Source organism: Enterobacter sp. ZOR0014 (assembly GCF_000798855.1).
Classification (GTDB): Bacteria; Pseudomonadota; Gammaproteobacteria; order Enterobacterales; family Enterobacteriaceae; genus Enterobacter; species Enterobacter kobei.
Genome location: NZ_JTLF01000091.1, coordinates 15,069 through 41,507, shown reverse-complemented (window position 1 = coordinate 41,507; position 26,439 = coordinate 15,069). Strand labels below are relative to the sequence as shown.

29 protein-coding genes are annotated in these 26,439 nt (G+C 57.2%); 14 read left to right on the top strand and 15 right to left on the bottom strand.

Annotated features, from left to right (window positions below; all coding sequences use genetic code 11):
- Window positions 1-50: 50 nt before the first annotated feature.
- The 5 genes from nrdF to L977_RS04450 form a co-directional block, all read right to left on the bottom strand.
- On the bottom strand, window positions 51-1,010 hold the full coding sequence (gene nrdF / locus L977_RS04470; protein WP_014884962.1) for a class 1b ribonucleoside-diphosphate reductase subunit beta: 960 nt from the start codon (window positions 1,008-1,010) through the stop codon (window positions 51-53).
- A 9-nt stretch (window positions 1,011-1,019) separates the two neighbouring features.
- The gene (nrdE, locus tag L977_RS04465; RefSeq protein WP_047624963.1) at window positions 1,020-3,164 is read right to left on the bottom strand and encodes a class 1b ribonucleoside-diphosphate reductase subunit alpha; all 2,145 of its coding nucleotides are present in this window, start codon (window positions 3,162-3,164) and stop codon (window positions 1,020-1,022) included.
- Window positions 3,137-3,547 (bottom strand): class Ib ribonucleoside-diphosphate reductase assembly flavoprotein NrdI, encoded by a 411-nt coding sequence (nrdI, locus tag L977_RS04460; RefSeq protein WP_014884960.1) that lies wholly within the window; start codon window positions 3,545-3,547, stop codon window positions 3,137-3,139. Before nrdI ends, nrdE begins: the two co-directional genes overlap by 28 nt.
- The gene (gene nrdH, locus L977_RS04455) at window positions 3,544-3,783 is read right to left on the bottom strand and encodes a glutaredoxin-like protein NrdH (protein ID WP_014884959.1); all 240 of its coding nucleotides are present in this window, start codon (window positions 3,781-3,783) and stop codon (window positions 3,544-3,546) included. Before nrdH ends, nrdI begins: the two co-directional genes overlap by 4 nt.
- 246 nt (window positions 3,784-4,029) lie before the next feature.
- On the bottom strand, window positions 4,030-4,356 hold the full coding sequence (locus tag L977_RS04450; protein WP_014884958.1) for a DUF883 domain-containing protein: 327 nt from the start codon (window positions 4,354-4,356) through the stop codon (window positions 4,030-4,032).
- 160 nt (window positions 4,357-4,516) lie between these two features.
- Between L977_RS04450 and L977_RS04445 the strand changes: the two genes are divergently transcribed.
- On the top strand, window positions 4,517-4,861 hold the full coding sequence (locus L977_RS04445; protein WP_006811693.1) for a DUF2002 family protein: 345 nt from the start codon (window positions 4,517-4,519) through the stop codon (window positions 4,859-4,861).
- A gap of 32 nt (window positions 4,862-4,893) precedes the next feature.
- Here the strand turns inward: L977_RS04445 and alaE are convergent, their stop codons facing one another.
- Window positions 4,894-5,343 carry an L-alanine exporter AlaE gene (gene alaE / locus L977_RS04440; RefSeq protein WP_023331140.1) on the bottom strand — a complete coding sequence of 150 codons (450 nt, stop codon included), beginning with the start codon at window positions 5,341-5,343 and terminating at the stop codon, window positions 4,894-4,896.
- Window positions 5,344-5,838: 495 nt separating this feature from the next.
- On the opposite strand from alaE, the gene stpA reads away from it, so the two are divergent.
- Window positions 5,839-6,243 (top strand): DNA-binding protein StpA, encoded by a 405-nt coding sequence (gene stpA, locus L977_RS04435; RefSeq protein ID WP_014884956.1) that lies wholly within the window; start codon window positions 5,839-5,841, stop codon window positions 6,241-6,243.
- A 38-nt stretch (window positions 6,244-6,281) separates the two neighbouring features.
- Here stpA and L977_RS04430 read toward each other — a convergent pair whose 3' ends face one another.
- The 3 genes from L977_RS04430 to L977_RS04420 form a co-directional block, all read right to left on the bottom strand.
- Window positions 6,282-6,461: a hypothetical protein gene (locus L977_RS04430; protein WP_014884955.1), complete on the bottom strand. Its 180-nt coding sequence runs from the start codon at window positions 6,459-6,461 to the stop codon at window positions 6,282-6,284.
- A gap of 79 nt (window positions 6,462-6,540) precedes the next feature.
- Window positions 6,541-7,062: a rhodanese family protein gene (locus tag L977_RS04425; RefSeq protein WP_014884954.1), complete on the bottom strand. Its 522-nt coding sequence runs from the start codon at window positions 7,060-7,062 to the stop codon at window positions 6,541-6,543.
- Between the two features lie 9 nt (window positions 7,063-7,071).
- Window positions 7,072-7,371 (bottom strand): ArsR/SmtB family transcription factor, encoded by a 300-nt coding sequence (locus L977_RS04420; RefSeq protein ID WP_014884953.1) that lies wholly within the window; start codon window positions 7,369-7,371, stop codon window positions 7,072-7,074.
- A 178-nt stretch (window positions 7,372-7,549) separates the two neighbouring features.
- Here L977_RS04420 and L977_RS04415 point away from each other — a divergent pair, with 178 nt between their 5' ends.
- Window positions 7,550-7,708, top strand: coding sequence for a YqaE/Pmp3 family membrane protein (locus L977_RS04415; RefSeq protein WP_014884952.1), 159 nt, complete (start codon window positions 7,550-7,552; stop codon window positions 7,706-7,708).
- On the opposite strand, the gene L977_RS04410 is transcribed toward L977_RS04415, so the two are convergent.
- Window positions 7,705-8,634: a LysR substrate-binding domain-containing protein gene (locus tag L977_RS04410; protein ID WP_014884951.1), complete on the bottom strand. Its 930-nt coding sequence runs from the start codon at window positions 8,632-8,634 to the stop codon at window positions 7,705-7,707. The two genes, L977_RS04415 and L977_RS04410, sit on opposite strands and share 4 nt — an antisense overlap.
- A 320-nt stretch (window positions 8,635-8,954) precedes the next feature.
- Between L977_RS04410 and L977_RS04405 the strand changes: the two genes are divergently transcribed.
- The 7 genes from L977_RS04405 (at window position 8,955) to L977_RS04375 (ending at window position 17,385) form a co-directional block, all read left to right on the top strand.
- The gene (locus tag L977_RS04405; protein WP_014884950.1) at window positions 8,955-9,560 is read left to right on the top strand and encodes an ankyrin repeat domain-containing protein; all 606 of its coding nucleotides are present in this window, start codon (window positions 8,955-8,957) and stop codon (window positions 9,558-9,560) included.
- A 108-nt stretch (window positions 9,561-9,668) separates the two neighbouring features.
- Window positions 9,669-11,210 (top strand): acyl-CoA synthetase FdrA, encoded by a 1,542-nt coding sequence (gene fdrA, locus L977_RS04400; protein ID WP_047624961.1) that lies wholly within the window; start codon window positions 9,669-9,671, stop codon window positions 11,208-11,210.
- Complete coding sequence (locus L977_RS04395; protein ID WP_047624959.1) at window positions 11,210-12,625, top strand: DUF1116 domain-containing protein; 1,416 nt, start codon at window positions 11,210-11,212, stop codon at window positions 12,623-12,625. The genes fdrA and L977_RS04395 overlap by 1 nt, the downstream gene beginning before the upstream one ends.
- 11 nt (window positions 12,626-12,636) lie before the next feature.
- Window positions 12,637-14,190 carry a hypothetical protein gene (locus tag L977_RS04390; protein WP_014884947.1) on the top strand — a complete coding sequence of 518 codons (1,554 nt, stop codon included), beginning with the start codon at window positions 12,637-12,639 and terminating at the stop codon, window positions 14,188-14,190.
- Entirely contained in the window at window positions 14,187-15,143 is a 957-nt protein-coding gene (locus tag L977_RS04385; protein WP_023331135.1) for a carbamate kinase family protein, read from the top strand. The genes L977_RS04390 and L977_RS04385 overlap by 4 nt, the downstream gene beginning before the upstream one ends.
- Window position 15,144: 1 nt before the next feature.
- Window positions 15,145-16,524 (top strand): amidohydrolase family protein, encoded by a 1,380-nt coding sequence (locus L977_RS04380; RefSeq protein ID WP_047624958.1) that lies wholly within the window; start codon window positions 15,145-15,147, stop codon window positions 16,522-16,524.
- A 126-nt stretch (window positions 16,525-16,650) separates the two neighbouring features.
- Entirely contained in the window at window positions 16,651-17,385 is a 735-nt protein-coding gene (locus L977_RS04375) for a class I SAM-dependent methyltransferase (protein ID WP_014884944.1), read from the top strand.
- Here L977_RS04375 and L977_RS04370 read toward each other — a convergent pair.
- Window positions 17,379-17,981, bottom strand: a complete 603-nt coding sequence (locus tag L977_RS04370) for a short chain dehydrogenase (RefSeq protein WP_014884943.1) — start codon at window positions 17,979-17,981, stop codon at window positions 17,379-17,381. The genes L977_RS04375 and L977_RS04370 overlap by 7 nt on opposite strands.
- 96 nt (window positions 17,982-18,077) lie before the next feature.
- Between L977_RS04370 and L977_RS04365 the strand changes: the two genes are divergently transcribed.
- From L977_RS04365 to L977_RS23575, 4 genes are all read left to right on the top strand, one after another.
- Window positions 18,078-18,965, top strand: a complete 888-nt coding sequence (locus tag L977_RS04365) for a LysR family transcriptional regulator (RefSeq protein WP_014884942.1) — start codon at window positions 18,078-18,080, stop codon at window positions 18,963-18,965.
- 20 nt (window positions 18,966-18,985) lie between these two features.
- A complete protein-coding gene (locus L977_RS04360; protein WP_032635745.1) occupies window positions 18,986-20,167 on the top strand; it encodes an aminotransferase-like domain-containing protein in 1,182 nt (393 codons plus the stop codon).
- 85 nt (window positions 20,168-20,252) lie between these two features.
- Window positions 20,253-20,771, top strand: coding sequence for a DUF6622 family protein (locus L977_RS04355; protein ID WP_047624955.1), 519 nt, complete (start codon window positions 20,253-20,255; stop codon window positions 20,769-20,771).
- Window positions 20,768-20,974 carry a helix-turn-helix domain-containing protein gene (locus tag L977_RS23575; RefSeq protein WP_226856244.1) on the top strand — a complete coding sequence of 69 codons (207 nt, stop codon included), beginning with the start codon at window positions 20,768-20,770 and terminating at the stop codon, window positions 20,972-20,974. Before L977_RS04355 ends, L977_RS23575 begins: the two co-directional genes overlap by 4 nt.
- Here the strand turns inward: L977_RS23575 and nudI are convergent.
- The 4 genes from nudI to L977_RS04335 all read right to left on the bottom strand — a co-directional run bounded on the left by nudI (window position 20,937) and on the right by L977_RS04335 (window position 26,420).
- On the bottom strand, window positions 20,937-21,362 hold the full coding sequence (gene nudI, locus L977_RS04350; protein ID WP_045269196.1) for a nucleoside triphosphatase NudI: 426 nt from the start codon (window positions 21,360-21,362) through the stop codon (window positions 20,937-20,939). The genes L977_RS23575 and nudI overlap by 38 nt on opposite strands.
- A gap of 279 nt (window positions 21,363-21,641) precedes the next feature.
- Window positions 21,642-22,811: an HlyD family type I secretion periplasmic adaptor subunit gene (locus tag L977_RS04345; protein ID WP_086527819.1), complete on the bottom strand. Its 1,170-nt coding sequence runs from the start codon at window positions 22,809-22,811 to the stop codon at window positions 21,642-21,644.
- A gap of 10 nt (window positions 22,812-22,821) precedes the next feature.
- Window positions 22,822-25,020, bottom strand: a complete 2,199-nt coding sequence (locus L977_RS04340) for a type I secretion system permease/ATPase (protein ID WP_014884935.1) — start codon at window positions 25,018-25,020, stop codon at window positions 22,822-22,824.
- Complete coding sequence (locus tag L977_RS04335) at window positions 25,017-26,420, bottom strand: TolC family outer membrane protein (protein ID WP_023331126.1); 1,404 nt, start codon at window positions 26,418-26,420, stop codon at window positions 25,017-25,019. Before L977_RS04335 ends, L977_RS04340 begins: the two co-directional genes overlap by 4 nt.
- Window positions 26,421-26,439: the final 19 nt, after the last annotated feature.

Here is a 26,439-nt window from a genome sequence, read left to right as displayed (position 1 = left end):
TGGTAGAAATAAAGGGATTTATATTTAATTAATGAACATTAATTCACTCATTAAAAATCCCAGTCTTCGTCTTTCGTCTCCACCGCTTTGCCCATCACATACGATGAACCGGACCCGGAGAAGAAATCGTGGTTTTCGTCGGCATTAGGCGACAGCGCCGCCAGAATGGCCGGGTTCACTTCCGCCATCTCCGGCGGGAACAGCGCCTCGTAACCAAGGTTCATCAGCGCCTTGTTGGCGTTGTAGCAGAGGAACGCTTTGACGTCTTCTTCCCAGCCCGTTCCGGCGTATAGCTCTTCGGTATAGCTCAGCTCGTTATCGTACAGATCCATCAGCAAATCGAGCGCAAACCCTTTTAGTTCATCGCGTTTTTCCGTACTGATTTTCTCCAGACCTTTCTGGTATTTATAGCCGATGTAATACCCGTGCACCGCTTCATCCCGAATGATGAGCCGAATCAGGTCGGCGGTGTTGGTGAGCTTGCCCCGGCTCGACCAGTACATTGGCAGCCAGAAGCCAGAGTAGAAGAGGAAGGATTCCAGAAACACGCTGGCGACCTTCTTTTTCAGCGGCTCGTCGGCCCGATAATACTCAAGCACCAGCGCAGCCTTGCGCTGCAATGACGCGCTCTCTTCACTCCAGGCGTAAGCCGCATCCACGTCTTTGGTCTGGCACAGCGTGGAAAAAATCGAGCTGTAAGAGCGGGCGTGCACCGCCTCCATAAAGCTGATGTTCGACATCACCGCCTCTTCATGCGGCGTCAGCGCGTCAGCCATCAACGCCGGGGCACCAACGGTGTTCTGGATGGTGTCCAGGAGCGTCAGGCCGGTAAAGACTCGGATCGTCAATTGTTGCTCGGCATGGCTCAGGGTTTGCCAGGCCGGAATATCATTGGAGAGCGGGACTTTTTCCGGCAGCCAGAAGTTGCTGGTCAGGCGGTTCCATACCTCCAGATCTTTATCGTCCTGGATTTTGTTCCAGTTAACGGCATTCACGCGTGACAGTTTCATCCTTTCTCCTTACAGCGCGCAGGACACGCAGCCTTCGATTTCGGTGCCTTCCAGCGCAAGCTGGCGCAGGCGAATGTAGTAAAGCGTTTTGATGCCTTTCTTCCAGGCGTAGATCTGCGCTTTGTTGATATCCCGCGTGGTGGCGGTATCCGGGAAGAAGAGCGTCAGCGACAGCCCCTGATCCACGTGTTTTGTCGCTTCGGCGTAGGTATCGATGATTTTTTCCGGGCCGATTTCATACGCATCCTGATACAGCGCCAGGTTGTCGTTGGTCATAAACGGGGCAGGGTAGTAAACGCGTCCGGTCTTGCCTTCCTTGCGAATTTCAATTTTCGACACAATCGGATGAATGCTCGACGTGGCATGGTTGATATACGAGATAGACCCGGTCGGCGGCACGGCCTGGAGGTTCTGGTTATAGATACCGTGGCGCATCACGCCATCACGCAGCTGCTGCCACATCTCGCGCGTCGGCAGGGTTATCCCCGCGCGGGCAAAGAGATCGCGCACTTTTGCGGTTTTCGGCTGCCACTCACCTTCAAGATACTGGCTAAAATATTCCCCGCTGGCGTAGCGCGACTGTTCAAATCCCGCGAACCGCTGGTTGCGCTCGCGCGCCAGCATCATTGAGGTGTGCAGCGCATGCCAGGTGATGGTATAGAAATAGAGGTTAGTAAAATCCAGCCCTTCCGGACTGCCGTAGGCGATGCCTTCGCGTGCCAGGTAGCCGTGAAGGTTCATCTGCCCCAGGCCGATAGCGTGCGATGTGGCGTTACCCGCTTCAATAGACGGCACGCTGAGGATGTGGCTCATGTCCGATACCGCCGTCAGCCCGCGGATGGCGGTCTCCACCGTGCGGCCAAAGTCGGGGGAATCCATGGTGTGGGCAATATTCAGCGACCCGAGGTTGCAGGAGATATCCTTGCCGATGTCAGCGTAGTCCAGGTTCTCGTCGTAGGCTGACGCGCTGTTGACCTGCAAAATCTCCGAGCACAGGTTGCTCATGTTGATGCGCCCGGCAATCGGGTTCGCGCGGTTTACCGTATCCTCGTACATGATGTACGGATAGCCAGACTCAAACTGGATTTCTGCCAGCGTCTGGAAGAAATCGCGGGCGTTGATGGTTTTTTTGCGGATGCGCTCGTCGGCTACCAGCTCCTCGTAGCGCTCGCTGATGGCTACGTCGCCAAAGGGTTTGCCGTAAATACGCTCAACGTCATACGGCGAAAAGAGCGCCATCTCGGCATTCTCTTTGGCCAGTTTAAAGGTGATATCCGGGATCACCACCCCCAGCGACAGGGTTTTGATACGGATTTTTTCGTCGGCATTTTCGCGTTTGGTATCCAGAAAACGCAGAATATCGGGATGATGCGCGTGCAGGTAAACCGCCCCGGCGCCCTGGCGTGCGCCAAGCTGGTTGGCGTAGGAGAATGCATCTTCCAGCATCTTCATCACCGGGATCACGCCGGAAGACTGGTTTTCAATGCGCTTGATCGGCGCGCCCGCTTCACGCAGGTTCGAGAGCAGAAACGCCACGCCGCCGCCGCGTTTGGAAAGCTGAAGCGCCGAGTTTACCGCACGGCCAATCGACTCCATATTGTCTTCGATGCGCAGCAGGAAGCAGGAGACCAGCTCGCCGCGCTGGGCCTTACCGCAGTTGAGAAACGTTGGCGTGGCGGGCTGGAAGCGTCCGGCGAGGATCTCCTCCATCAGCCGTTCAGCCAACGCTTCATCGCCCTGGGCAAGGGTCAGCGCCACCATCACGACGCGATCTTCAAAATGCTCCAGGTAGCGTTTACCGTCGAAGGTTTTCAGGGTGTAGCTGGTGTAATACTTCCACGCGCCGAGGAAGGTCTGGAAACGAAAACCGCTCGCATGCGCGCGCTCGAAAAGCTTCACCACGAAGGCGCGGTCGTAGCGGGTCAGCACGCGCTCCTCGTAATAGCCCTCTTTAACCAGAAAGTCGAGGCGTTCCTGCTGGCTGCCAAAAACGACGCTGTTTGGACGGACGTGGGCGGCGAAAAAGGCCTCCACCGCCTCATGATCTTTGCCAAACTGAATGCGCCCCTCCCGATCATAGAGGTTAAGCATTGCGTTTAATGCGTGGTAATCAGGTGCTGCCTGGATTATCCGTTCTGCGGTTGTCGTTGCCAAAATTCGTTCACTCCTTTTCGCACATTTTCTACGTCCTGCTGTGTCCCCATCAGTTCGAAGCGATAGAGATACGGCACGCCGCATTTTTGAGAGATGACATCCCCGGCGCGGCCAAAGGCATCGCCGAAATTACGATTGCCTGCCGCGATCACGCCACGGATAAGCCTGCGGTTATGCGGATCGTTAAGAAAGCGGATCACCTGGCGAGGCACGGCGCCTGCCGTACCGCCACCGCCATAGCTGGGCACCACCAGAATGTAAGGTTCGTCTACCTGAATACGTTCCCGTTCATTAAGCGGAATACGCACCGCAGGCAGCCCGACGCGCTCGATAAAGCGAAGCGTGTTTTCCGAGCTGCTGGAGAAGTAGACCAGCCCACTCATGCGCTGGCGGCCTGGGCGCTTAGACGGTTAATCATGTCCGGGCGAAAGCCGGACCACCGGGTTTCACCGGCAATGACCACCGGGAGCTGACGGAATCCCTGCGCCCGCAGGGTCTCAGCGGCCTCAGGCTGCTGGTCGATATTCACCATCTCAAAAACCATTCCACGGCTTTCCATCGCCCGTTTGGTGGCATGGCACTGAACACAATTGTTACGAGTGTAAATAATAATGCTCATGATTCGTATTTCCATTTAAAATGAGAGAGCGGCGCGAATCATCGCGTCAGGTTGTGTGTGTCTTGCTAAAGGGAATACTAGATGTAGTTATCTTAAGTTTCAACCATACAAGATATGGGAAATTCAGATTGATGTTGCCCTGGTGATGAGCTCAGCGGGGCAGGGCGGGCTGCACGGGTTTTTCAAAGGATAAGGCAAAGAAAAGCCCCGGCGCCTGAGGCCACCGGGGCTGATGAGAAGCCGCACTTATTTTCGCAGGCTGAGCAGGGCGCCGACAAAGATGCCGACCGCTGCGACCGTTCCCAGCGTACACAGTGGCTTTTCACGTACGAAGGTCGTTGCACAGTTTGCCATGTCGCAGGCAGCCTGCGTGGCGCGTGAACGTCCGTTCATTCTGGCGCGGGTTTCACGGAGCAGAGACTGAGCCTTACGTTTTGCGGCATCCGCTTCGTCCTTCGCGTCAGACCCCCAGGACTTCAGCACCTCTTCCAGCGTGTCCGCTAATTGGCTGACATCATTACGAATATCCTGCGCGTCGTCGTTAATATCGTTTCGGTTCGGTCTGTTAAACATACGATCCTCCGTAAATTTGCGTTCCCGATCAGTTTAGTTCAGAAATTTAATATCTGAAGCGCGTCACGCGTTATCCGGCAGTTTATGGACTATTCTGAAAGCCCTGCTAATGCTGAATACTGTAAGGTTGCCGGGCAGGAAAAGATAACGAGGAAAAGATATGTATTTACGACCTGACGAGGTGGCACGCGTTCTTGAAAAAGAGGGATTCACCATGGATGAGGTGACGTCAAAAGCGTATGGATATCGCCGCGGTGAGAATTATGTGTATGTTAATCGTGAAGCCAGAATGGGACGTACTGCTCTCATTATTCACCCGACGCTGAAAGACAGAAGTCTGTCATTTGCTGAGCCTGCCTCGGATATTAAAACCTGCGATCATTATCAGCAATTCCCGCTCTATTTAGGCGGAGAAACGCATGAGCATTATGGTATTCCGCATGGCTTCAGTTCGCGCATGGCGCTGGAGCGGTTTCTGAAGGGACTGTTTGGCGACGTACAGTAAACTGGCGACTGGCATTCGCCAGTCGCTTCACATCACGCTTTCGCCTGGCTGTACTGACTGACTTTGAACAGACGGCGGCAGTAGTCGAGGAAATAGCCGTATACGGCGCCCATCAACATCGAAATAACGATATTCGAACTGACCGCCGCGACGATCTGATGCCAGTCTGCGCCCACGGTTAACAGAATAGCCACATATACCGGAGACTGGAACGTCACATAAGCCAGCACGTCCGCCAGGTTTTTTACCCAGCCTGCGGGGCTGATACGACGAGCGAAACGCATGACCGCATCGCGGTATAACCCGTATGGCCATGCGATAATAATGTTGACCGGGATAGCCACCAGACGCGAAGAAAGTGACTGCTCAAAGGTCATTCCTGAGAGGAATATTTCAATCAGCATGTTCACGACGGAACAGTAAACAACCATCGCAAAAGTATCCGCCACAGCATGGCGCAGGCGAGATTGCGGCGAGAACATGTCTGAACTCCTTGAGAAAAACACAGTTGAAACGATTTCCCTTCGGCGATTAGTGCTTTAGGTTGCTTTGTTTGTCGTGTATAGCGTATCTATCTGTGTTTGAACTAACAACTAGTGATTAATTTTTATTTAATCGCCTTTTGTCCACAAAATTCTCTAAAATTGAGTGTTTTTTGTTCTGCTCGTTATAATCTGTCTTGTTAAGGTGCTTTTTCATAAAAAACAAAGACTTGATTTTCGAGGCGGCCAGGGTGAGTCATCCTTGTCTGGATGGCGGCGCAGTATGCTGTAATTTGAATTAAAGTTGACCATTTATATTGATGTGGTGATTAGATTCGCGCCAGGCTCGCCGGCATCCTGCGTTATTATTAACGTTAATATTTAAATATATTTACACTGATGCCCCTGCGGACCCTTGGGTAGATATTCTGGTCGAAATGAATTATTCTGTGGGTGATTTATCTATTTACCCCAAAGAAAAGGTTTTCAAATAATATGTCTTTGACGTTACAGAATCTTAATAATATCCGAACCCTGCGCGCGATGGCGCGTGAATTATCCCTGGACGTTCTTGAGGAAATGCTGGAAAAGGTCAGGGTCGTTACTGAAGAGAAACGCAGTGAGCTGGCGGAATTAGAGCAGCAGCGTGCTGAGCAGCAGGAGAAAATTAATGCCCTGCTGGAGCTGATGAAAGCCGATGGTATTTCACCGACCGATCTGCTGGGTTCCGAGCTGGCGCAGACGGGTAAACCGACTAAAAAGCGTAAACCGCGTGAAGCGAAATATCGCTTTATTGATCAGAACGGTGAAGAGAAAACGTGGACCGGCCAGGGCCGCACGCCGAAGCCTATTGCCAGCGCGCTGGCAGAGGGTAAATCGCTGGATGATTTTCTGATCTAATGCGTGAGCCGGGCGGTAATCGCCGCCCGGTTGTCTGTTCAGCAGACGCCGAAATCACCTTCTTCACTATACGGCGCCAGATCGGCCGCTTTCAGGGTATATTTTTCGCCTTGTTCATTACTGGCCTGAACCGCCACAACGCTTTCACCATTCACTTCAAGCACTTTCAGCTTCGGGCCGCCTTTACGCGGTTGCACATAATCACCGACAGAAAACATATTACCTCCTCATCGTTTAAGCGATCTTCACCTTAGCCCACGTATGACGCCGGGTACAGTGACTTTCACAGATTACTGCTTATGAGGTACGCCGGTTCCATGGCATCACCTTGAGCAGTCTCGCCATACCGCAAAATCCCGTTACACCGGCGAACAGCAGCCCGGCGCCCACAAAACCGCTGAGCAGGAAAAAGCCGCTGGAGACGCTATAGCCCAGCACCACGCCGCAGAGAATCAACAGCCCGGCCGCGATTTGCACCTGACGCATCAGCGGGAGAGGCTGGGATTTATCTTCAACGGTCAGCAGCCCGGCCTGCTTCCAGCCCTGAATGCCCCCCTCGACCACAAATGCCTGAGCGGGTGACGCCGCCTGGGCCAGGCGGTCAGCATTCCCGGACGTCCTGGCACCGGACTGACAGTGAAAAAGCACTATTTCACCCGCCCGTGCGTTAAGTCCGCCGGGTAAGGTGGCTAGCGGTACTGACTCTGCCCCGGAAATATGCTCGCGGGCATATTCGTCGGTATCACGAATATCTATGAGTCTGGCGCCCTCGGCTACGCGGGCTTTGGCCTGTTGCGGTGTAATCAGCGGAAGTGACATGGCGACTCCTTACGGACAATAAAGGGTTTTCAGGGTGCTGATGAGCTGAAGCACCGCATCGTTTTTAATGAAATAAAGAATGCGCTGCGCCTCCCGGGTGCTGTCGATAAGCCCTTCCTCACGCATACGCGCCAGATGCTGCGACGTGGCGGAAGGACTCAGCCCGGTGGCACGCGCCAGGTCGCCCGCACGGGTGCCGGGAGCTCCGCATAATGTGCAGAGGATCAGCAGCCGACGTGGATTACTCATCGCTTTCAACAGGGCGGCGGCCTGCTCAGCGCTGGCCTGGAGTTGTTCAAGTTCAGTCATTTTAGTTTAGCGTTTCCTTAATTAAGTAAATGCTAAACTATTCCGGTGCGTTACACCACTGCCAAAAGCGTAAAAGAGGGTAAATGGGACGGGTCTGGATGGCAGAAGCCGATAAACTGGCTACGCTTAGAGTCATACTCTTATTTATTTTCAACTGGTTAGCTTTTACGGAGTGCTTATGGGTTTTTGGCGTATTGTCTTTACGATTATTCTTCCTCCGCTGGGCGTGCTGCTCGGTAAGGGGTTTGGCTGGGCGTTTATCCTGAATATTCTTTTGACCTTGCTGGGTTACATTCCCGGTCTTATCCACGCGTTTTGGGTTCAAACCAAAAGCTAAGCCCGCCAGAGTAAATCGCTATAGATGTTCGTCAGCACGCCCGCTGGACCAAACTGTTGTTTGATCCAGCGAGTGACCTGGCCGGTCGCCGCATGTTGTGTGGCAAGCAGCATGCGGGAATCCTGACGCGGATTGTTGATGCGTCGGGTGACCAGTAGCCCGTCTTCTACCGCCTCGCGGGCCATGTATTCCGGCAAAAAGCCAATCCCTTCTCCCAGAATCTGACACTGGCACTTGGTGTTGAAATCCGGCACCAGAATCGCCTCCTGCCCGTGCAGCAGCCAGCCGACCTTCTTATTAATGGTGTGCGCGGTATCTTCCACCATGATGTTGGGATATAGCCGCAGCTGGCTCTCCGCAATCGGCTCGGGGACAAAGGCCAGCGGATGTTCCGGTGCGATAGCAAATACCCAGCGGATGGCGCCAATCTCGGTGTAATCAATGCCGCCGCCGTCGAGCAGGGTGTCCGGCGCACCAATCGCGATATTGGCCTGGTTGTTGATGATGGAATCCCAGACGCCGTTATACACCTCGGTGGTCACCGTGATCTGGCAGGTGGGAAACTGCTTTTTCAGCACCTGCAGCAGGCGTGCAGTATGGCGTGGAGTATACAAAAGCTGATTGATACAGATACGCACCCGCGCCTCAATGCCCTGCGAAATGGTATCAATTCCGCGCTTGATGGCGTGAAAGTCGTTCAGCAGGTCGGTTGCCTTGCGGTAAAAGTAAAAGCCAGATTCGGTCAGCTCAATGCTGCGCGTGTTACGCACAAACAGCACCACGTCCAGCCCGGTCTCCATGCGTTTAATGGTGTAACTGATGGCCGAGGTGGTCACGCCCAGCTCGGCGGCGGCTTTGCTGAAACTGCCAAAACGTGCCGCAGTGGTGAAGGCCAGCAGGTTCTCTTCGGTAAAGATGGAATTCATATTACGGCTCCTGGTTGCCATCAGTTTTGAACATATTTTAACAGCGCTGTTACATCACATTTGAAGCCGGTCACAGTTCTGACTATTTGCTCAGGGCCGCGCGGTACAAGGCTTTTTCAGCCATAAGGATAATGCAGCCTGAGGCGCTAAAAAGCGGTAAAACATAAGAAAAAGGTTGCACAGACGCACGTTTTAGCTGAACCGTTGAATTTAACTCAACAATGAATTGCCTGTCGATGAATGAATTTTAAGCGGATTCTTTTATCACCAGGCTGTTGCTATTCTCAGGTCATCAGAAATGAAACATAGGGAGTCTGAATATGTCTGCAACTGCACTGGTGACGGAATTTCTGCTGGCGGCAGAAGAGGGGAACGTCGACGCGCTAAAAGCCTGTCTGGAGAAAGGCGTCGATATTAACGCCACCAACCGCCAGAAAAGAACCGCCATTATTATTGCCAGCCTGAAAAAGCATTATGCCTGTGTGGAATTTTTAATTGCAGCCGGTGCGGATATTGATAAACAGGACCAGACCTGTTTTAACCCCTTCCTGATTAGCTGCCTTACCAATGATTTAACGTTACTGCGCATCGTTCTTCCGGCAAATCCGGACCTGGATCGCCTGACGCGCTTCGGTGGCGTGGGGATTACCCCGGCCAGTGAGAAAGGCCACGTTGAAATTGTGCGCGAGCTGTTGGCAAAAACCGATATTAACGTCAACCACACCAACTTTGTCGGCTGGACGCCGCTGCTGGAGGCCATCGTGTTGAATGACGGCGGCGAGAAACAGCAGGAAATTGTGAAGCTGTTACTGGATAACGGCGCGAACCCGCACATGACCGATAAATACGGTAAAACCCCGCTCGAGCTGGCGCGGGAAAAAGGCTACCACGCGATCGCCGACCTGCTGCTGGCGGCCGGCGCGTAAAAACGACGGTCAGCCTGTTCCGGCTGGCCGCTTAATAAAAAAGCATTTTTACCGACGTGCATTTTGCACGACGGCGGCCCCCCTTTTATCCGCTTTCAGGAGAAAATAATGCCCACAAAAATCGTGATTAAAAAGAACACTTATTTTGACTCCGTCTCATTAATGTCCGTTTCCACAAAAGCCAATAAATTGCCGGGAGTTGAACAGGCCTTTGTGGCGATGGCGACGGAGATGAATAAAGGCGTATTAAAAAACCTTGGACTGCTGACGCCGGAATTAGAAAACGCGAAAAACGGCGATCTGATGATCGTTATTAAAGGCGATGCGGCGAATGATGAAACGCTGGCGGCCATCGAAGCGTTATTTACGCGCAAAGAGCGTGCAGGCTCCCACGAAGCGCGCTACGCCACGATTGCCAGCGCCAAAACCCATCGCCCGGACAGCAATCTTGCGGTGATCTCCGTCAACGGCACCTTCGCCGCCCGCGAAGCACGTCAGGCGCTGGAAAACGATCTTAACGTCATGCTCTTTTCCGATAACGTGTCGCTCGATGACGAGCTGGCGCTGAAGCAGCTGGCCCACCAGAAAGGGCTGCTGATGATGGGGCCGGACTGCGGCACCGCCATTATCAACGGCGCGGGGCTGTGCTTCGCTAACGCGGTACGTCGCGGGACGATTGGGATTGTCGGCGCTTCCGGGACCGGCAGCCAGGAACTCAGCGTGCGCATTCATGAATTCGGCGGCGGTGTGTCGCAGCTGATTGGCACCGGCGGGCGCGATCTCAGCGAGAAAATCGGCGGCCTGATGATGCTCGACGCCATCGACATGCTGGAGGCCGATGAAGGCACCCAGGTGATTGCCCTCATCTCCAAGCCACCCGCACCCGCGGTGGCTGAAAAAGTCCTCGCCCGCGCCCGCGCCTGCCTCAAGCCCGTCGTCGTGTGTTTCCTCGGCCGCAACGTACCGCCCGCTGATGAAGACGGTCTGCAGTTTGCCCGAGCCACCAAAGAGGCAGCCCTGAAAGCGGTACTCCTTACCGGCATCGACAAAGCGTCTCTGGATTTGCACCCGCTCAACTGGCCGCTGATTGAAGAGGTGCGCGCCCGCCTGACCCCGCAGCAAAAATACATTCGTGGGCTCTTCTGCGGTGGGACCCTGTGCGACGAAGCGATGTTTGCGGCGTTGGAGAAGTACGACGACGTCTACAGCAACATCCAGCCGGATCCGGCGAAGCGTCTGAGCGACATCAACGTCAGCCAGGCCCATACCTTCCTCGACTTTGGCGATGACGATTTCACCAACGGCAAACCGCACCCGATGATCGACCCGACCAACCGCATCAGCCGCCTGCTGCAGGAGGCGTGCGATCCGCAGGTGGGGGTCATCGTGATGGATTTTGTGCTCGGGTTTGGCGCGCATGAGGATCCGGTTGGCGTGATGCTCGACGCGATCAAAGAGGCGCAGGCGATCGCGAAGGCCGACAGCCGTCCGCTGGCGATCTTAGGCTATGTGCTCGGTACCGACCAGGATCCGCAGAAGCTTGCTCAGCAGTGCCAGCTCCTGACCGATGCGGGCGTCATCTGGGCCAGCAGCAGCACCAATACCGGATTACTGGCTCGCGAATTTGTCTGCAAAGGGGAGAACGCATAATGACCACCTTATTTAACCAGCCGCTGAACGTGATTAACATCGGTATCGCGATGTTCAGCGACGACCTCAAAAAACAGCACGTTCCCGTGACCCAGCTCGACTGGACGCCGCCAGGGCAGGGCAACATACAGATCGTTGAGGCGCTCGATCAACTGGCCGAAAAATCGCTGGCGGAGAAAATTGCCGCCGCTAACCACATCGCGCTTGAGCGCATTATTCAGTCCCACCCGGTGCTGGTGGGCTATGACCAGGCGATTAACGTCGTGCCGCGCATGACCCGCACCACCATCCTGCACGCCGGTCCGCCTGTCTCGTGGGAAAACATGTGCGGGGCGATGAAAGGGGCGGTCACCGGCGCGCTGGTGTTCGAGGGGCTGGCGGCGGATCTGGAGGAGGCTGCAAGGCTCGCCGCTTCAGGGGAAATCACCTTCTCGCCGTGCCACGAGCACGACTGCGTGGGCTCGATGGCGGGCGTCACCTCCGCGTCGATGTTTATGCACATCGTTGAGAACAAAACCTACGGCAACCGCGCGTTCACCAACCTCAGCGAGCAGATGGCGAAGATCCTGCGCATGGGCGCCAACGACCAGAGCGTGATTGACCGCCTGAACTGGATGCGCGACGTGCTCGGCCCGATGCTGCGCGACGCGATGAAGATCGTCGGTGAAATCGATCTTCGTCTGATGCTGGCCCAGGCGCTGCACATGGGCGACGAGTGCCACAACCGCAACAACGCGGGCACTACGCTGCTGATCCAGGCCCTGACGCCGGGTCTGATCCAGGCGGGTTATCCTGTTGAGCAGCAGCGTGAGGTGTTCGAGTTTGTCGCCAGCAGCGACTACTTCTCCGGCCCGACGTGGATGGCAATGTGCAAAGCCGCGCTGGACGCCGCCCACGGCATTGAGTACAGCACCGTTGTCACCACCATGGCGCGCAACGGCTACGAGTTCGGTCTGCGCATCTCCGGCCTGCCGGGGCAATGGTTCACCGGCCCGGCGCAGCAGGTCATTGGCCCGATGTTTGCGGGCTATAAGCCGGAAGACTCCGGGCTGGATATCGGCGACAGCGCAATTACGGAAACCTACGGCATCGGCGGTTTTGCCATGGCGACGGCGCCGGCGATTGTGGCGCTGGTGGGCGGCACGGTGGAAGAAGCCATCGACTTCTCCCGCCAGATGCGCGAAATCACCCTCGGCGAAAACCCGAACGTCACCATTCCGCTGCTCTCTTTTATGGGCATCCCGACTGCCATCGACATCACCAAAGTGGCAGGCAGCGGCATTTTGCCGGTCATTAATACCGCCATTGCCCACAAGGACGCCGGTATCGGCATGATTGGGGCGGGCATCGTTCACCCGCCGTTCAGCTGTTTTGAAAAGGCGCTGTTGACCTTCCGCGATCGCTACGTTTTATAAGGCATGTATCCATGAAAAACATGAAACTGGAGTGGAAAAGAGGTGACTGGGCGGCTTATTTCGGGTTGATGACCAACAACCTGACCAATTTGCTGACCATGATGGGGCTGCTCATTTTTGTCGTCGGCATCCCGAAGGAGATTGTTTATGGACGCATCGCGCCAGCCTTCGGGCTGGCGGTGCTGGTGGCGAGCATCTGTTATGCCTGGTTTGGCCTGCAGATGGCCCGTGCCACCGGGCGCACGGACGTGACGGCGCTGCCGTCCGGCCCGAGCGCGCCGTCGATTTTTACCGTGACCTTCCTGGTCCTCATGCCAGTCTACCAGCAGACCGGGGATGCGGATTTCGCGATTCAGATCGGTCTGGTGTGGTGCTTTGTGGAAGCAATGATCCTCGCGGGCGGTTCGTTCCTCGGGGAGACCATCCGCAAGATGATCCCGCGCACCGTGCTGCTGTCGTGTCTCTCCGGTTTAGGCCTGCTGCTGCTGGCGATGAACCCGATGCTCCAGGCGTTTGAAGCGCCGACCGTGTCATTCATCGTACTGCTGCTGATTTTTATCAACTGGTTCGGCAAAAAGCCGATTTTCGCCAAAATCCCGACCGGTCTGCTGTTGCTGATTGCCGGTACGGCATTAGCGTGGATCTCGGGGCTGCAAAGCCCGGAAGCCATTAAGGCGTCTATGTCATCCTTCGGCTTTAACCCGCCGGAAGTGCACGTCGACAGCTTTATGCAGGGGCTGCCGCACGCGCTACCGTATCTGGCATCCGCCGTGCCGCTGGGGCTGGCGAACTATATCTTTGACCTGGAGAACATCGAAAGCGCCCACGCGGCGGGGGATGAGTACCCGACCCGTAAGGTGATGCTGGCGAACGGTCTGGCGTCGATGCTGGGCTGCCTGATGGGTAACCCGTTCCCGGTCACGGTCTACGTCGGCCACCCGGGCTGGAAAGCGATGGGGGCCAGCATTGGCTACACGCTGGCTTCCGGGGTGACCATGTTCATCGTGCCGCTGTTCGGGCTGGGGGCATTTATGCTCGCCATCATTCCGATGACTGCCATCGTGCCCATTCTGGTGTTTATCGGCGTCGTTACCGCCAACCAGGTGGTGCGGGAAACGCCGAAAGTGGAGGTGCCCGTCATCTTCATCTGCCTGTTCCCGTGGATCGCCAACTGGGCGCTCACCATGATGAACAGCGTGATGAATGCGGCAGGGACCAGCGCAGCGAAAATCGGCACCGACGTGCTGCACAGCAAAGGGATTTACTACGAAGGGTTGATGCATCTCGGCAACGGCGCGCCGCTTGCCAGCATGCTGTGGGGCTGTATCGCTATCTTCGCCATCATCAACAAGCCGCTGCGCGGGGCCGTTGCGGCCGCGGGTGGGGCGCTGCTGGCACTGTTTGGGGTGATCCACGCCCCGGTGGTGGGCTTTGCCGAAGGCAGTTCCCTGATGTTCGTTACGGCCTACCTGATGATGGGCGGCATGTTTGTGGTGAAGCATGTGCTGGATAGCCGCGAAGCGGCGAGCGCTGCGACTGGTACCGTTGCGAAGGAAAACGTATGAAAGAGCTTATGGTCGTCGCCATCGGCGGCAACAGCATTATCAAAGACAACGCCAGCCAGTCGGTTGAGCATCAGGCGCAGGCGGTCAAAGCGGTGGCAGAGTCCGTGCTCGAGATGCTGGCCTCCGACTATGACATCGTACTCACCCACGGCAACGGTCCCCAGGTGGGGCTGGATCTGCGCCGGGCCGAAATCGCTCACGAACGGGAAGGGCTCCCTCTGACGCCGCTGGCAAACTGCGTCGCGGATACCCAGGGCGGAATCGGCTACCTGATCCAGCAGGCACTTAATAACCGCCTGGCGGGACGCGGGGAGCAAAAAGCGGTCACGGTCGTCACCCAGGTCGAAGTGGATAAAGACGATCCCGGCTTTACGCACCCGACGAAACCGATTGGCGCTTTCTTCAGCGAGGCGCAGCGCAATGATCTGCAGCAGGCGCACCCGGACTGGCATTTTGTCGAGGATTCAGGCCGCGGCTATCGCCGCGTCGTGGCCTCGCCGCAGCCGCTGCGCATCGTAGAGGCAGATGCCATCAAGGCGCTGACGCAAAAAGGTTTTGTGGTGATCGGCGCGGGCGGTGGAGGAATTCCCGTCGTGCGCTCGGAGCAGGGCGACTACCGCAGCGTCGACGCGGTAATAGATAAAGATCTCTCCACCGCGCTGCTGGCACGGGAGATCCGCGCCGACGTGCTGGTCATCACCACCGGCGTGGAGAAGGTGTGCATTCACTTCGGCAAGCCGAACCAGCAGGCGCTGGATACCGTCAACGTGGCGCAGATGACGCGCTACATGGAGGAAGGCCATTTCCCGGCAGGGAGCATGTTGCCCAAAATCGTGGCCTCGCTGGAATTTTTACACCACGGCGGCAGGCGAGTGATTATCACCTCCCCGGACTGCCTGCCCGCGGCACTGCGCGGGGAAACCGGTACCCATATTGTCAATGAAGGAAAATAAGATGAATGATAATAAAAGCCGCCGCGAATTTATCAGCCAGAGCGGCAAAATGGTCACCGCCTGCGCGCTGTTTGGTGCCACCGGCTCCGTCGCGTATGCTGCGGATACCGCAAAGCCCGCCTGCGAGACCGGTAAACCGATGAACATCACCGCGAAGCATTACTATCTGGACAACGTGCTGCTCGAAGCCGGGTTTACTTTCGACGGCAGCGTGGCGACGAGCACTCGCACCGAGCTGAAAACGCTGGAGATTAAAGACGGCAAGATCGTCGCCCTGCGCGATAACATTAGCCACGCCGACGCGTCTCTGCCTCACTATGACGCAGGTAAAAAGCTGATGCTCCCGGCGATGCGCGACATGCACATCCATCTGGATAAAACCTTCTACGGCGGTCCGTGGCGCTCCCTGAACCGCCCGGCGGGGACCACGATTCAGGACATGATCCGCCTTGAGCAGAAGCTGCTGCCGGAACTGCAGCCCTACACCCAGGAACGCGCGGAGGCACTTATCGACCTGATCCAGTCGAAAGGTTCCACCATCGCCCGCAGCCACTGCAACATTGAGCCGGTTTCCGGCCTGAAAAACCTGGAAAATCTGCAGGCGGTGTTATCGCGCCGCCAGCCTGGCTTTGACTGTGAAATTGTCGCGTTTCCACAGCACGGACTGCTGCTTTCCCATTCTGAAAAACTGATGCGCGACGCGATGCAGGCCGGTGCGCACTACGTGGGCGGGCTGGACCCGACGAACGTCGACGGCGCGATGGAGAAATCTCTCGATCTGATGTTCCAGATAGCGCTGGATTACGACAAAGGGGTGGATATTCACCTGCATGAAACCAGCCCGGCGGGCGTGGCGGCGGTGAATTACATGGTGGAAACGGTGGAGAAAACGCCGGAGCTGAAGGGCAAGCTGACTATCAGCCACGCCTTCGCGCTGGCGACGCTTAACGAGCAGGAGGTGGATGCGATTGCGACCCGTATGGCGGCGCAGCAGGTGACCATCGCCTCTACCGTGCCGATTGGTACCCTCCATATGCCGCTGAAACAGCTGCGTGATAAGGGCGTGTTTGTCATGACCGGCACCGACAGCGTGATCGACCACTGGTCGCCGTACGGCCTGGGAGATATGCTGGAAAAAGCCAATCTTTACGCGCAGCTGTACATTCGCCCGAACGAGCAGACGCTCTCCCGGGCGCTCGGTATCGCGACCGGTGACGTTCTGCCGCTGAACGACAAAGGCGAACGGGTGTGGCCGAAAGCGCAGGACGACGCCAGCTTTGTGCTGGTGGATGCCTCGTGCTCCGCCGAAGCCGTGGCGCGGATTTCACCGCGTACCGCGACGTTCCATAAGGGAAATCTGGTCTGGGGTACTGTGGGCTAGAGGCGAGCCGGGTGACGGCTTCGCCTTACCCGGCCTACTGAAACCCTCAAATCGTAGGCCGGGTAAGCGCAGCGCCACCCGGCAATGTTTTATACTGGGAGTCACATTCTTAAAGAGGGATCTGCCATGGCACAAAATATCTACGACAACCCGGCGTTTTTCGAAGGCTACGCTCAGCTTCCGCGCTCGGTGCAGGGGCTGGACGGTGCGCCGGAGTGGCCTTCGCTAAAAAGCATGCTGCCCGATTTAACCGGCAAATCGGTTATCGATCTCGGCTGCGGCTACGGCTGGTTTTGTCGCGCGGCGCGCGAACTGGGTGCATCTGACATCACGGGTGTTGATATCTCAGAAAAGATGCTCGCCCGGGCTGCGGAGCTTACCGCTGACCCACAGATTCATTATCAGCGTAGCGATCTGGAGTCGCTGGCGCTCAAAGATAACAGCCTCGACCTGGTCTACAGCTCGCTGGCACTGCACTACCTGCCGGAACTGGATACGTTATTCGCCAACGTTCAGCGCGCGCTTAAACCCGGTGGCAGCCTGGTCTTCTCGATGGAGCACCCCATTTACACCTGCGCCACCCGCCAGGGCTGGCTGACCGACGACAACGGCGAGCGGTTCTGGGGCGTGAATCATTATCAGGACGAGAGCCAGCGCGTCAGCAACTGGCTGGCGGACGGGGTCATCAAGTATCACCGTACGCTGGGCACCACGCTCAACGCGCTGATCAAGGCCGGATTAACGATAAGCGAAGTCAACGAATGGGGGCCAACGCAGGGGCAAATTGCGGCCTGGCCCGCGCTGGCCGAAGAGGCAGAGCGCCCGATGCTGGTGCTGATCGCCGCCCGTAAGGCTCAGTAACCAACCTTATACACCCGACCGCTCTGTACCCCTTCCACGCTGCGGCGATAGGCCTGCGCCACGGTTGCAGCGGGGACGCTCTCAAAGCCGGGGAAGAAACCGTCGTACGCTTCAGCGGATTCCGTCAGGACCGTCGGGCTAATCAGGTTAATGCGGATCCCGCGCGGCAGCTCACAGGCTGCGGCGCGAACAAACCCTTCCAGTGCGGCATTCACGGTGGTGGCGTTTACTCCCTGGGCAATCGGCTCGTGCGCCACAATGCCGCTAATCAGGGTGATAGAGCCCCCTTCGTTCAGATAGTGCTGGCCGGTTAGCGCAAGGCGCACCTGCCCCAGAAGTTTATCCTGCAGGCCCTGATTAAAGTCGCTGTCTTTCATGGTCGCAAGCGGGCCAAAGTAGAGGCCACCGCTGGCGGAGACAATGGCATCCACCCGGCCAATTTTCTCGAACAGCGCCTGCACGCTCTCCTGCGAGGTGATATCCACCTGATAGTCGCCCTGGGTACGACCCACGCGGATCACCTCATGACGGCGGCTTAGCGCTTCTGTTACTGCCTGACCGACCGTACCACTGGCACCAATAATCACGATTTTCATAGCAGACTCCTTATGTGTGAGCCTTCATTCTTTAATAAATAAAAAGTCAGATAAACTGGGCTAAAGTTAGAAGATTGCTAACCAGAGGTTCGGAATATGGATAAGCTTCGCGGCATGGAGACGTTTATCGCGGTGGTAGAAAGCGGCAGCTTTACCGGCGCGGCCTCCCGCCTTGAGATGTCGGCGGTCATGGTGGGAAAGTATATTGCGTTGCTGGAGTCCCAGCTTGGCACCCGCCTGCTTGAGCGTAACACGCGTCGTCAGAGCCTGACGGATGCGGGCCGCGTCTATTTTGAAGAAGCCAGACGGGTGCTGGAGCAGGTCTCAATCGCCGAAAACGCGGTTGAACGCCTGCGTGCCACACCGGCCGGAACCCTGCGCGTCACGGCGCCTACATCGTTTGGCGGCTGCGTGATCGCCCCGCTCACCGCCACCTTTTTACAACGTTACCCGCAGGTGCGCATCGAACTGGATCTGACTAACCGAATGGTCGATTTGGTGGAGGAGGGGGTCGATTTGGCCATTCGCATTGGTGATATTCGCAATGACGATCTGGTGGCGAAATATTTGTGCCCCTACAACATGGTGATCTGCGCCGCACCGGACTATTTAGCGCGACACGGTACGCCGCAAACGCCTGCCGATCTGGTGGATCATCTGTGTCTTTCGCACACGGTATGGACCGCGCGTAACGAGTGGCGGCTACCGGGCGTGGAAGGGGAAGTACGCTGGAAGCGTGATGCCATCTTAAGATGTAACGACGGCTATGGCCTGCGTATGGCGGCACGCGCAGGGGCGGGGCTGTTGCTACAACCGGAAGTGCTGGTGGCGGAAGAGCTGGCAAGCGGCAGGCTGATTCGGGTACTGGAGCCGTTCACCCCCGCGCCGAGGCCGGTGCATTTATTGTGGCGCCAGGATTTACGTCCTCTTCCGAAGCTAACGGAATTTATCGCTCATATTCTGCTAAGATTGGGCACAATATAAAAAAAGAAGGTAATCAAAGAATGTCTGCAAACAAACTCGCCAGCAGCGCGCAGGGCCTGCAATCATCTGCCATCCGTGAATTATTAAAACATAGCAAAATGGCTGGCGTGATTTCGCTGGGCGGAGGGATTCCGAACCCCGATTTGTTCGATCACGAAGGGCTTAAAATAGCCGCGGATGCCGTCTTATCGCAACATTTTGGCGAGGCGTTTCAGTATGGTCTGACCGAAGGTTTTCCGGGACTGCGGGAAGAGATCCAACGCATCTGTGAAGGACGTGGCATTGCCTGTAAAGCCGATGACGTGGTGGTGACGTCCGGTTCGCAGCAGTCTCTCGACGTGCTGGCGCGTGCATTAATTAACCCAGGCGATACCGTCGTCGTCGAGCGTCCAACCTATCTTGCCGCGCTGCAGGTTTTCGGCCTGGCGCAGGCGAATTTTGAGTCCGTCGGCACCGACGGCGACGGCATGAAGGTCGACGAACTTGAGGCGCTGGTGGCAAAGAAAACCATCAAAGCGGTTTATATCGTCCCGACCTTTGGTAACCCGGGCGGCGTGACGCTCTCTGAAGCGCGTCGTAAACATCTGGTGGAATTATCGAAACGCTATGATTTCGTCATTATTGAAGACGACCCGTACAGCGAAATTAACTACACCGATGAGGTCTTCCGCCCGTTAATTGCCCATGCCAAAGATATCGGTAACGAAGAGAACGTGGTCTACACCTCAACCTTCTCTAAAATACTCGCGCCGGGCACCCGCGTAGGGTGGGTGCTGGTGCCGGAGTGGCTGAAGCGTGCGGTGGTGAACCTTAAGCAAACCACCGATCTGCACACCAGCACGCTGTCGCAGTTAATGACGTATGAGTACCTGAAAACCGGTCGCCTGGCCGGGCAGATTAAGATGATCCGCGAAGCTTATCGCCAGAAATACCAGACCTTCGCCACCGAACTGGAAGCGGAGCTGGGTGATGTGATGTCGTTCCACAAGCCTAAAGGCGGCATGTTCCTGTGGGCGAAAATGAACAACGGTATGAATACCACCCGCTGGCTGGAAAAGACGTTAAGCAACGGCGTGGTATTTGTCCCGGGCGAGTTTTTCTACTGCAATGAGCCGGACCAGACCACGCTGCGCATGTCGTTTGTGACACCAACAGATGAGCAGCTGAAAGAGGCGGTGCAGCGCCTGAAGAAATCGCTTTAAAAGACCTGCGCATAATGGCATTCCTGCCGTTATGCGCAATACGCGTTCAGGGCGGCACGGGCCGCGATCGTTCATGGTGAGTTCCATGTTTGAATTTCTGATCGGTGTTGTTACGCACACGCCCGCCTGGGTGTGGGTGTTGTTTATCTTCCTCATCTCCCGTGGTATCAAAGCCCGCAGGCCCGCCACCGTTACGCTGGAGAGGCTTGCCATTATCCCGGCGATCTTTCTTGTGTGGGATATTTACGATCTGGTGGTCTATCGCACGTTGACCCCTGCGACTGTCGCATTGTGGACGGCGGGGATCTTCGCCGGTGCCGCGCTGGGGTATCTCCTGATTAAGCGGGCGGTTATCACCCGGGCAGATGCGCCGCGTACGCTTTACCGCCAGGCAGACTACACCGCGCTGCCGTTTATGATGCTGGCGTTTGGCGTGAAGTATGTGCTGGGGGTGATGAGCGCGGTTTCGCCTCAGACGATGCAACAACCTGCCATGAGCGCGCTGGCGATCGTCTCCGGCGGCGTGTTTGCCGGCGTATTTCTAGGGAAATTTGCGCGGTATGTTGGGGTGTATAATCGTACCGCACTTCGCCGGGCGGAATGAACTTCGTTAACTGGCGGCAGCTGACTCGCGTCATGCGGGCAATGGAGTGGCTGGCGGCGGGGAAGCCGGTAGGGTGGATTGCGCTGTCCTGCGGCTACAGCAGCGTCAGCGCATTCATTGAGGTTTTCAGAACATGGACCGGTAAAACGCCGGGGCAGTGGGCGATTAAAGAAGACCCTTTTGCGCGAAGGTCATGCGGGTAGCTTCGTTGAGATCCAGATCTTTTAACGATTCCGGATTAACCCAGGCGATCTCCTGAAACTCCTCATTAAACGTGACGTCCCGGTTGGCGCTCATGCAGTCGAAGATCAGATAGATCATATAAATCTCCTCGGTGGTGCCATCGGCGTAGGTTTTTACCCTGATGTCATCGCGAAAAGCCCATGGCGTGACCGAGACGATCTCCAGCGCTTCGCCCAGCTCTTCGCGGATCTCACGGCGCAACGCCTGTTCCATGGTTTCGCCCGGTTCCATTCCGCCGCCGGAGAGGGCCCATTGACCGGGAAACACGCCGCGATCGTCGGCCATTTTACACAGCAGATAGGCACCGTCGTTCTGGATGATGGGGCAGACAATGGTTCGTTGGCGCATGATTTCTTCCTGAAAAATGAATTTGGGCTACTTTAGCAGATAAGGCGGGGGAGGTTATGTTAGGGGGGGATTCTCATCCCTCGGTTTTCCACATTTTGTTGCAGATTCAGCCAGAATTCAGCGCTGATATCGAATGCTTTCGCCCGTTTTAACGCCCTATCGGCGGTGAATTTTTTCTGTGTTGCGGTCTGACGCCCTCACCCCAACCCTCTCCCACAGGGAGAGGGAGAAAACCGCATTCCCCTTAGCTTTAGTGTGTAGGACTGGTAAGGCGATTGACTACCGCTCCCGCAGCGCCTCTTTCGCCCGGTTAAACGGCTTAATCAGATAATCCAGCACCGTTTTCTCGCCGGTCTTGATGTCCACTGTCGCAATCATGCCCGGTACAATCGAGAAGTGCCTGCCCGCTTTATTGACCAGGTAATCCTGGCTGGTGCGGATAAACACCCTGTAATAGAACACTTCCGGCTTGGCTTCGTCCTGGATGGTGTCCGGTGAAATGGTCTCTACCACCCCATGCAGACCGCCGTAGATGGCGTAATCGTAGGCGGTGATTTTGACCAGCGCCTCCTGGTTCGGGTGGATAAAGGCGATATCGCGCGGCGAGAGGCGGGTTTCAATCAGCAGGTGATCGTCCACCGGCACAATCTCCATCAGCTCGCCGTTAGGCGGGATCACGCCGCCGATGGTGGTGACTTTGATGTTTTTCACAATCCCGCGCACCGGGGATTTTACCGTCAGGCGGGTGACGGAATCCTGGCGGCCTTTAAGGACCGCGGAAACCATATCCACTTCCGCGTTAGCCTTGGATAACGCCTCGCGCGCCTGAACGTAATACTGCGAGCGCACGTCGGTGAGCTTCAGCTCCAGGTCACTTTTCTGTCGCTGCAGGCGCAGCACCTCCACATGGCTGGCGGCCCCGGTTTTAACCAGCCTTTGGGTAATCGCCAGCTCTTTATTGGCGAGATCTAACGCGGCGCGCAGCTCCCGTTGGGTATCATCCAGCTGCGCACGGCGGGAGTTGTAGAGCCGCGTTTCGGCGGCAATCAGATCCGGCCATTTTGCCAGCGAAGGCGGGAACGTTAGCGGGAGATCGTTCACCTCGGCATTCAGACGTGCGCTGGAGGCCAGTGACGCGCGGTAGCGCGCTGCACTTTCACCGACGTTCGATTCGGAACGCGTCGGATCAAGTCGCGCCAGTACCTGTCCTGCCTGCACCTGATCGCCCTCATGAACGTTCAGCTCGGTGAGGATCCCGCCGTCGAGCGACTGTAATACCTGTTCGCGCGAGCTAGGGATCACTTTCCCCGAGCCGGTTGAGACCTCATCCAGCACGCCAAACCATGCCCAGACGCCCAGAGCCACAAACATCAGCAACGAGAAGATGACGATTCGACGCGCGCCGGTGTAGCCACTTTCGGATTCAAGCGCGTTATCCAGATCGTCCATTGCGGCAACGTCACGCTGACTGATTTTCATTTTTCCACTCCCGTCCGGTTGCTGCCTGCTGCTGCTGTTGCTGAATGCGGCTGTTGTTAAGCGCCTGCGCTTTTGGCGCGTCCATCACCAGCATCCCTTCTTTCAGTACGACCACGCGCTCCACCAGCTCCAGCACCGGCACGCGGTGGGTGGCGACAATCAAAGTACGGTTGCCGAGCCAGTCGCCCAGACGCTGGATAAACTCCCGTTCAGTGTGCTCATCCAGCGACGCGGTAGGTTCATCCATCAGCACGATATTCGGATCGCGCAGCAGCATCCTCGCCAGCAGAATGGACTGCCGCTGCCCGCCGGAAAGCCCCACGCCGTTTTCCATGATCGGGTAGTCCAGCCCTTTGGGCAGTTTCTGCACAAAGCCCGCTGCGCCGGTCAACTCCAGCGCGGCGAAAATTTCTTCGTCGGTGGCGCGTGGCATGCCAAGGGTGATGTTCTCGCGCAGGGTGCCGTAAAACAGCCGCGCGTTCTGGGTCATAAAGCCGACGTTGCGCCGCACGTCCGCCACGTCGAGATGGGGCAGGCTGAGGTTATCAAGCCGCAATTCGCCTGCCGCCAGATCCATCCCGCCCGCCATGGCCTGGAGCAGTGTCGATTTGCCCGCGCCGTTACGTCCGAGGATCGCCACTTTCTCGCCCGGCTTGATCTCCAGACGGTTAATGCGTAGCGCCATGCGCGGATCGTCCGGTTGATAGCGAAATTGCGCCTGTTCGAAAAGATAGTGTCCGCGCAGGACGTCCTGGCGGATCGGCGTCTCTTCGCGCTGGTTCTCGGTCGGCAACTGCATAATGCTGTCCAGCCCCTCTTTGGCGGCCTTCACCTGCTGCCAGCGGGCCAGCACGCCGCACAGCGTCGCCATCGGCGCGATCATCCGGGAGGCCAGCATCGACGCGGCAACCACCGAACCGGTGGTCAGGGTGCCGTCGATCACCATTGGCGCGCCGACCACAATCACCGCGGCGTAGACCAGGCTCTGGATGGTCATCCCCCAGCTGATCAGGTTCTGCGTCAGTTCGCGGGTGCGCAGGCCGGATTCGGCGGTGATCTGGATATAGCTATTCCACTGCTGCAAAAAGCGGTTCTCCGCCTGCATCAGCTTGATGTCCTCCAGCCCCTGCACGCTCTCCACCAGCACCGCGTTGCGCAGGGTTGATTCATGCGCCGACTGCTTCGCCAGCTCCGCCAGCTTCTTCTGGAGCAGCAGGCCGGGCAGGACCATGATCACCGCCGCGACCGGGGCGATCCACGCCAGCTGCGGCGCGATGATCGCCAGTACCACCACAAACAGGAAGAAAAAGGGCAGGTCGACAATGGTCGAGATGGTGGAAGAGGTCACCATCTCGCGGATCTGCTCCAGCTCGCGCAGCTGGGAGATAAAGCTGCCGGTGGAGCGCGGAATGGCGCTGTGGCGCAGCCGCAGGGCGTGGCCGAACACGCGGTCTGAGACCCGCAGATCCGAGCGTTTGCCCAGCAGATCCATAATGTGACCGCGCGCCACGCGCAGCACAAAACCAAACAGGGTGGCGATCAGCACGCCGATGGTCAGGACGTAAAGCGTCGGGTAGGACTGGGCAGGGATCACCCGGTCATACACCTGCATGGAAAAGACAATGCCGGAGAGGGAGAGCAGGTTGATGAACAAGGCTGCCAGCATCACCCAACTGTACGGGCGCAGATCGCGCATCACCAGCCGGTAGAGCCAGTCCGGGCGGTATTTCGAGATGTAGGCATCCACGCGGCTGTCCTTCAGCGCGGCCAGCGGGCGCAGGGCAATAACGTGGCGGATGGTGGGCAGCAGCGCGCTCATCGACAGACGGTTGGTATGCATCTTGTCGTCGAAAAAGCTGACGTCCAGCGTGTCTTCCCCGTCGAAGCTGTCGACCACGCCAATTTTTCCGTCGTTCAGCGCCACCACCACCGGCAGGCGCCAACTGTTGATCGACTGCCGATCGGCCGTGAGCAGCTGGAACGTCAACCCGGCTTCCCGGGCAAGCTGCGTCAGGGCAGGTACCATCGGTTTGCCTTTCAGCCAGGGGGCGCCCGCAATCAGCGCTCCGGGCGAGCAGGCGACGCGGTAGCGTGTGGCAACAAAGCCAAACGCCTGCGCCCACTGCGCCAGCGCCTCATCCGTCATTGTTTCTTCTTGCGGGATTTCGCGTTGCTTCATGGCTGGATCTCCACGGTCTGGATGGTGCGGTTATCAAGATCGAACGCATGACGCAATTGTCCGGTGTTGTAGAGGCAGTTGAGCTGTAACTGGTGCAATTGACCAAGGGTCTGTTGCTGGGTGAAGCGTGCCTGATAGACCTCCTGCTCGGCGTTGAGCACGTCCAGCAGCGGGCGCGAGCCGAGATCGAGATACTGCTGCTGGTAAAGCTCGCGGGTACGGGCGCTGAGCGCCTCCTGGCGGCCCTGAATTTGCAGCGTGCTTTGCAGGCTCATCACCTGGCTGCGGGCCTCCAGCAGTTTCTGGCGGACATCAAGACGGGTACGCTGAATGGTCGACTGCGCCGCTTCCACCGCGTGTCCGGCGGCGTTACGCCGGGCGGTGAGGCCGCCGCCCTGATAGAGCGGCATTTGCACCTTCACCCAGGCGGAATATTGCGTGCGATCCCGCGTTTCGCTGCCCGCGTAGCGATCGTTCAGATAGTGACGGACCTCCGGCTCCAGCGAGACGGTTGGCGTCATTTGCGCGTCGGCGTAGTCGAGGTTGGCCTGGGCGACGTTGGCCTGGGCCCAGGCGGCAAGGACAGACGGAACCAGACGATCGTCCGGCTCGGCGATGTCACAGCTGCGGGCCAGCTTTTGCGGAAAATCATTGCTGATCGCGTTCAGGCTGTTCCAGCCGAGAAAGCTCATCAGCGTGGCACGGGCGCTGTCGAGGCTGGCCTGATACTGCATCAGCTGCGCGCGCGCCCCTTCAATACGTGCGTCGGTCTGCACCACGTCAGAAAGCGAGGTCGCCCCTTCGTCGTTACGCTGACGGGTCAGTGTGCCTATTGAGGAGAGGGCATCGAGCTGCTCTTTGGCGGTGTCGACCATCTGCTGCCAGGTTTGCACCTGCACCATGGCGACGGCGGTATCATGGGCAATGGTGTCGATGCTCACCAGCACGTTGGCCTGCTGCTGGGCAACCCCAGCATTTTCGGCTCGTACCTGGCTGGCCACTTTGCCGAAGTCGTAGAGCATTTGTGAAAGAGAGAGCACCAGCGACGGCGTAAAGCCGTTCTGATCGCCGTCGTGGGAGTATCCGTTGTCCATGCCCGCGTTAATTTGCGGATAGTATTTCGATTTGGCGACGTCGACTTCTTCGCTCTGTTCGTAGAGTTTGCCCACGGCTTCACCGATCGCCGGATGCCAGGTAACGGCACGGTTGACGGCCTCGCCAAGCTGTAATGAGCCGGGCGCGGCGTTGCCAGCCGCAGGGGCGACACGGCCATTCAGTGAGGGGAGTTCCTGCGTTTCGCGCAGTTGTCCGGTATTGATGGTCGCCGCCGGATTCGCGCACAGAGCGGGCACAGATATCAGGCAGCACGAGAGCCACCAGTAAGGCATCTTCATTCCCATGTCATGTCCCTAATAAAAT

Bases quoted from the DNA above. Each gene is read 5' to 3' on its own strand.
- stpA (WP_014884956.1), top strand. From the start codon at position 5,839: ATGTCTTTGACGTTACAGAATCTTAATAATATCCGAACCCTGCGCGCG.
- L977_RS04365 (WP_014884942.1), top strand. From the start codon at position 18,078: ATGGATAAGCTTCGCGGCATGGAGACGTTTATCGCGGTGGTAGAAAGC.
- alaE (WP_023331140.1), bottom strand. From the start codon at position 5,343: ATGTTCTCGCCGCAATCTCGCCTGCGCCATGCTGTGGCGGATACTTTT.
- nudI (WP_045269196.1), bottom strand. From the start codon at position 21,362: ATGCGCCAACGAACCATTGTCTGCCCCATCATCCAGAACGACGGTGCC.
- L977_RS04385 (WP_023331135.1), top strand. From the start codon at position 14,187: ATGAAAGAGCTTATGGTCGTCGCCATCGGCGGCAACAGCATTATCAAA.
- L977_RS04390 (WP_014884947.1), top strand. From the start codon at position 12,637: ATGAAAAACATGAAACTGGAGTGGAAAAGAGGTGACTGGGCGGCTTAT.
- L977_RS04445 (WP_006811693.1), top strand. From the start codon at position 4,517: ATGTATTTACGACCTGACGAGGTGGCACGCGTTCTTGAAAAAGAGGGA.
- fdrA (WP_047624961.1), top strand. From the start codon at position 9,669: ATGCCCACAAAAATCGTGATTAAAAAGAACACTTATTTTGACTCCGTC.
- nrdF (WP_014884962.1), bottom strand. From the start codon at position 1,010: ATGAAACTGTCACGCGTGAATGCCGTTAACTGGAACAAAATCCAGGAC.
- L977_RS04335 (WP_023331126.1), bottom strand. From the start codon at position 26,420: ATGGGAATGAAGATGCCTTACTGGTGGCTCTCGTGCTGCCTGATATCT.
- L977_RS04395 (WP_047624959.1), top strand. From the start codon at position 11,210: ATGACCACCTTATTTAACCAGCCGCTGAACGTGATTAACATCGGTATC.
- L977_RS04415 (WP_014884952.1), top strand. From the start codon at position 7,550: ATGGGTTTTTGGCGTATTGTCTTTACGATTATTCTTCCTCCGCTGGGC.
- L977_RS04375 (WP_014884944.1), top strand. From the start codon at position 16,651: ATGGCACAAAATATCTACGACAACCCGGCGTTTTTCGAAGGCTACGCT.
- L977_RS04340 (WP_014884935.1), bottom strand. From the start codon at position 25,020: ATGAAGCAACGCGAAATCCCGCAAGAAGAAACAATGACGGATGAGGCG.
- L977_RS04420 (WP_014884953.1), bottom strand. From the start codon at position 7,371: ATGACTGAACTTGAACAACTCCAGGCCAGCGCTGAGCAGGCCGCCGCC.
- L977_RS04450 (WP_014884958.1), bottom strand. From the start codon at position 4,356: ATGTTTAACAGACCGAACCGAAACGATATTAACGACGACGCGCAGGAT.
- L977_RS04360 (WP_032635745.1), top strand. From the start codon at position 18,986: ATGTCTGCAAACAAACTCGCCAGCAGCGCGCAGGGCCTGCAATCATCT.
- L977_RS04425 (WP_014884954.1), bottom strand. From the start codon at position 7,062: ATGTCACTTCCGCTGATTACACCGCAACAGGCCAAAGCCCGCGTAGCC.
- L977_RS04355 (WP_047624955.1), top strand. From the start codon at position 20,253: ATGTTTGAATTTCTGATCGGTGTTGTTACGCACACGCCCGCCTGGGTG.
- nrdH (WP_014884959.1), bottom strand. From the start codon at position 3,783: ATGAGCATTATTATTTACACTCGTAACAATTGTGTTCAGTGCCATGCC.
- L977_RS04370 (WP_014884943.1), bottom strand. From the start codon at position 17,981: ATGAAAATCGTGATTATTGGTGCCAGTGGTACGGTCGGTCAGGCAGTA.
- nrdI (WP_014884960.1), bottom strand. From the start codon at position 3,547: ATGAGTGGGCTGGTCTACTTCTCCAGCAGCTCGGAAAACACGCTTCGC.
- L977_RS04380 (WP_047624958.1), top strand. From the start codon at position 15,145: ATGAATGATAATAAAAGCCGCCGCGAATTTATCAGCCAGAGCGGCAAA.
- L977_RS04345 (WP_086527819.1), bottom strand. From the start codon at position 22,811: ATGGACGATCTGGATAACGCGCTTGAATCCGAAAGTGGCTACACCGGC.
- L977_RS04430 (WP_014884955.1), bottom strand. From the start codon at position 6,461: ATGTTTTCTGTCGGTGATTATGTGCAACCGCGTAAAGGCGGCCCGAAG.
- L977_RS04410 (WP_014884951.1), bottom strand. From the start codon at position 8,634: ATGAATTCCATCTTTACCGAAGAGAACCTGCTGGCCTTCACCACTGCG.
- L977_RS23575 (WP_226856244.1), top strand. From the start codon at position 20,768: ATGAACTTCGTTAACTGGCGGCAGCTGACTCGCGTCATGCGGGCAATG.
- L977_RS04405 (WP_014884950.1), top strand. From the start codon at position 8,955: ATGTCTGCAACTGCACTGGTGACGGAATTTCTGCTGGCGGCAGAAGAG.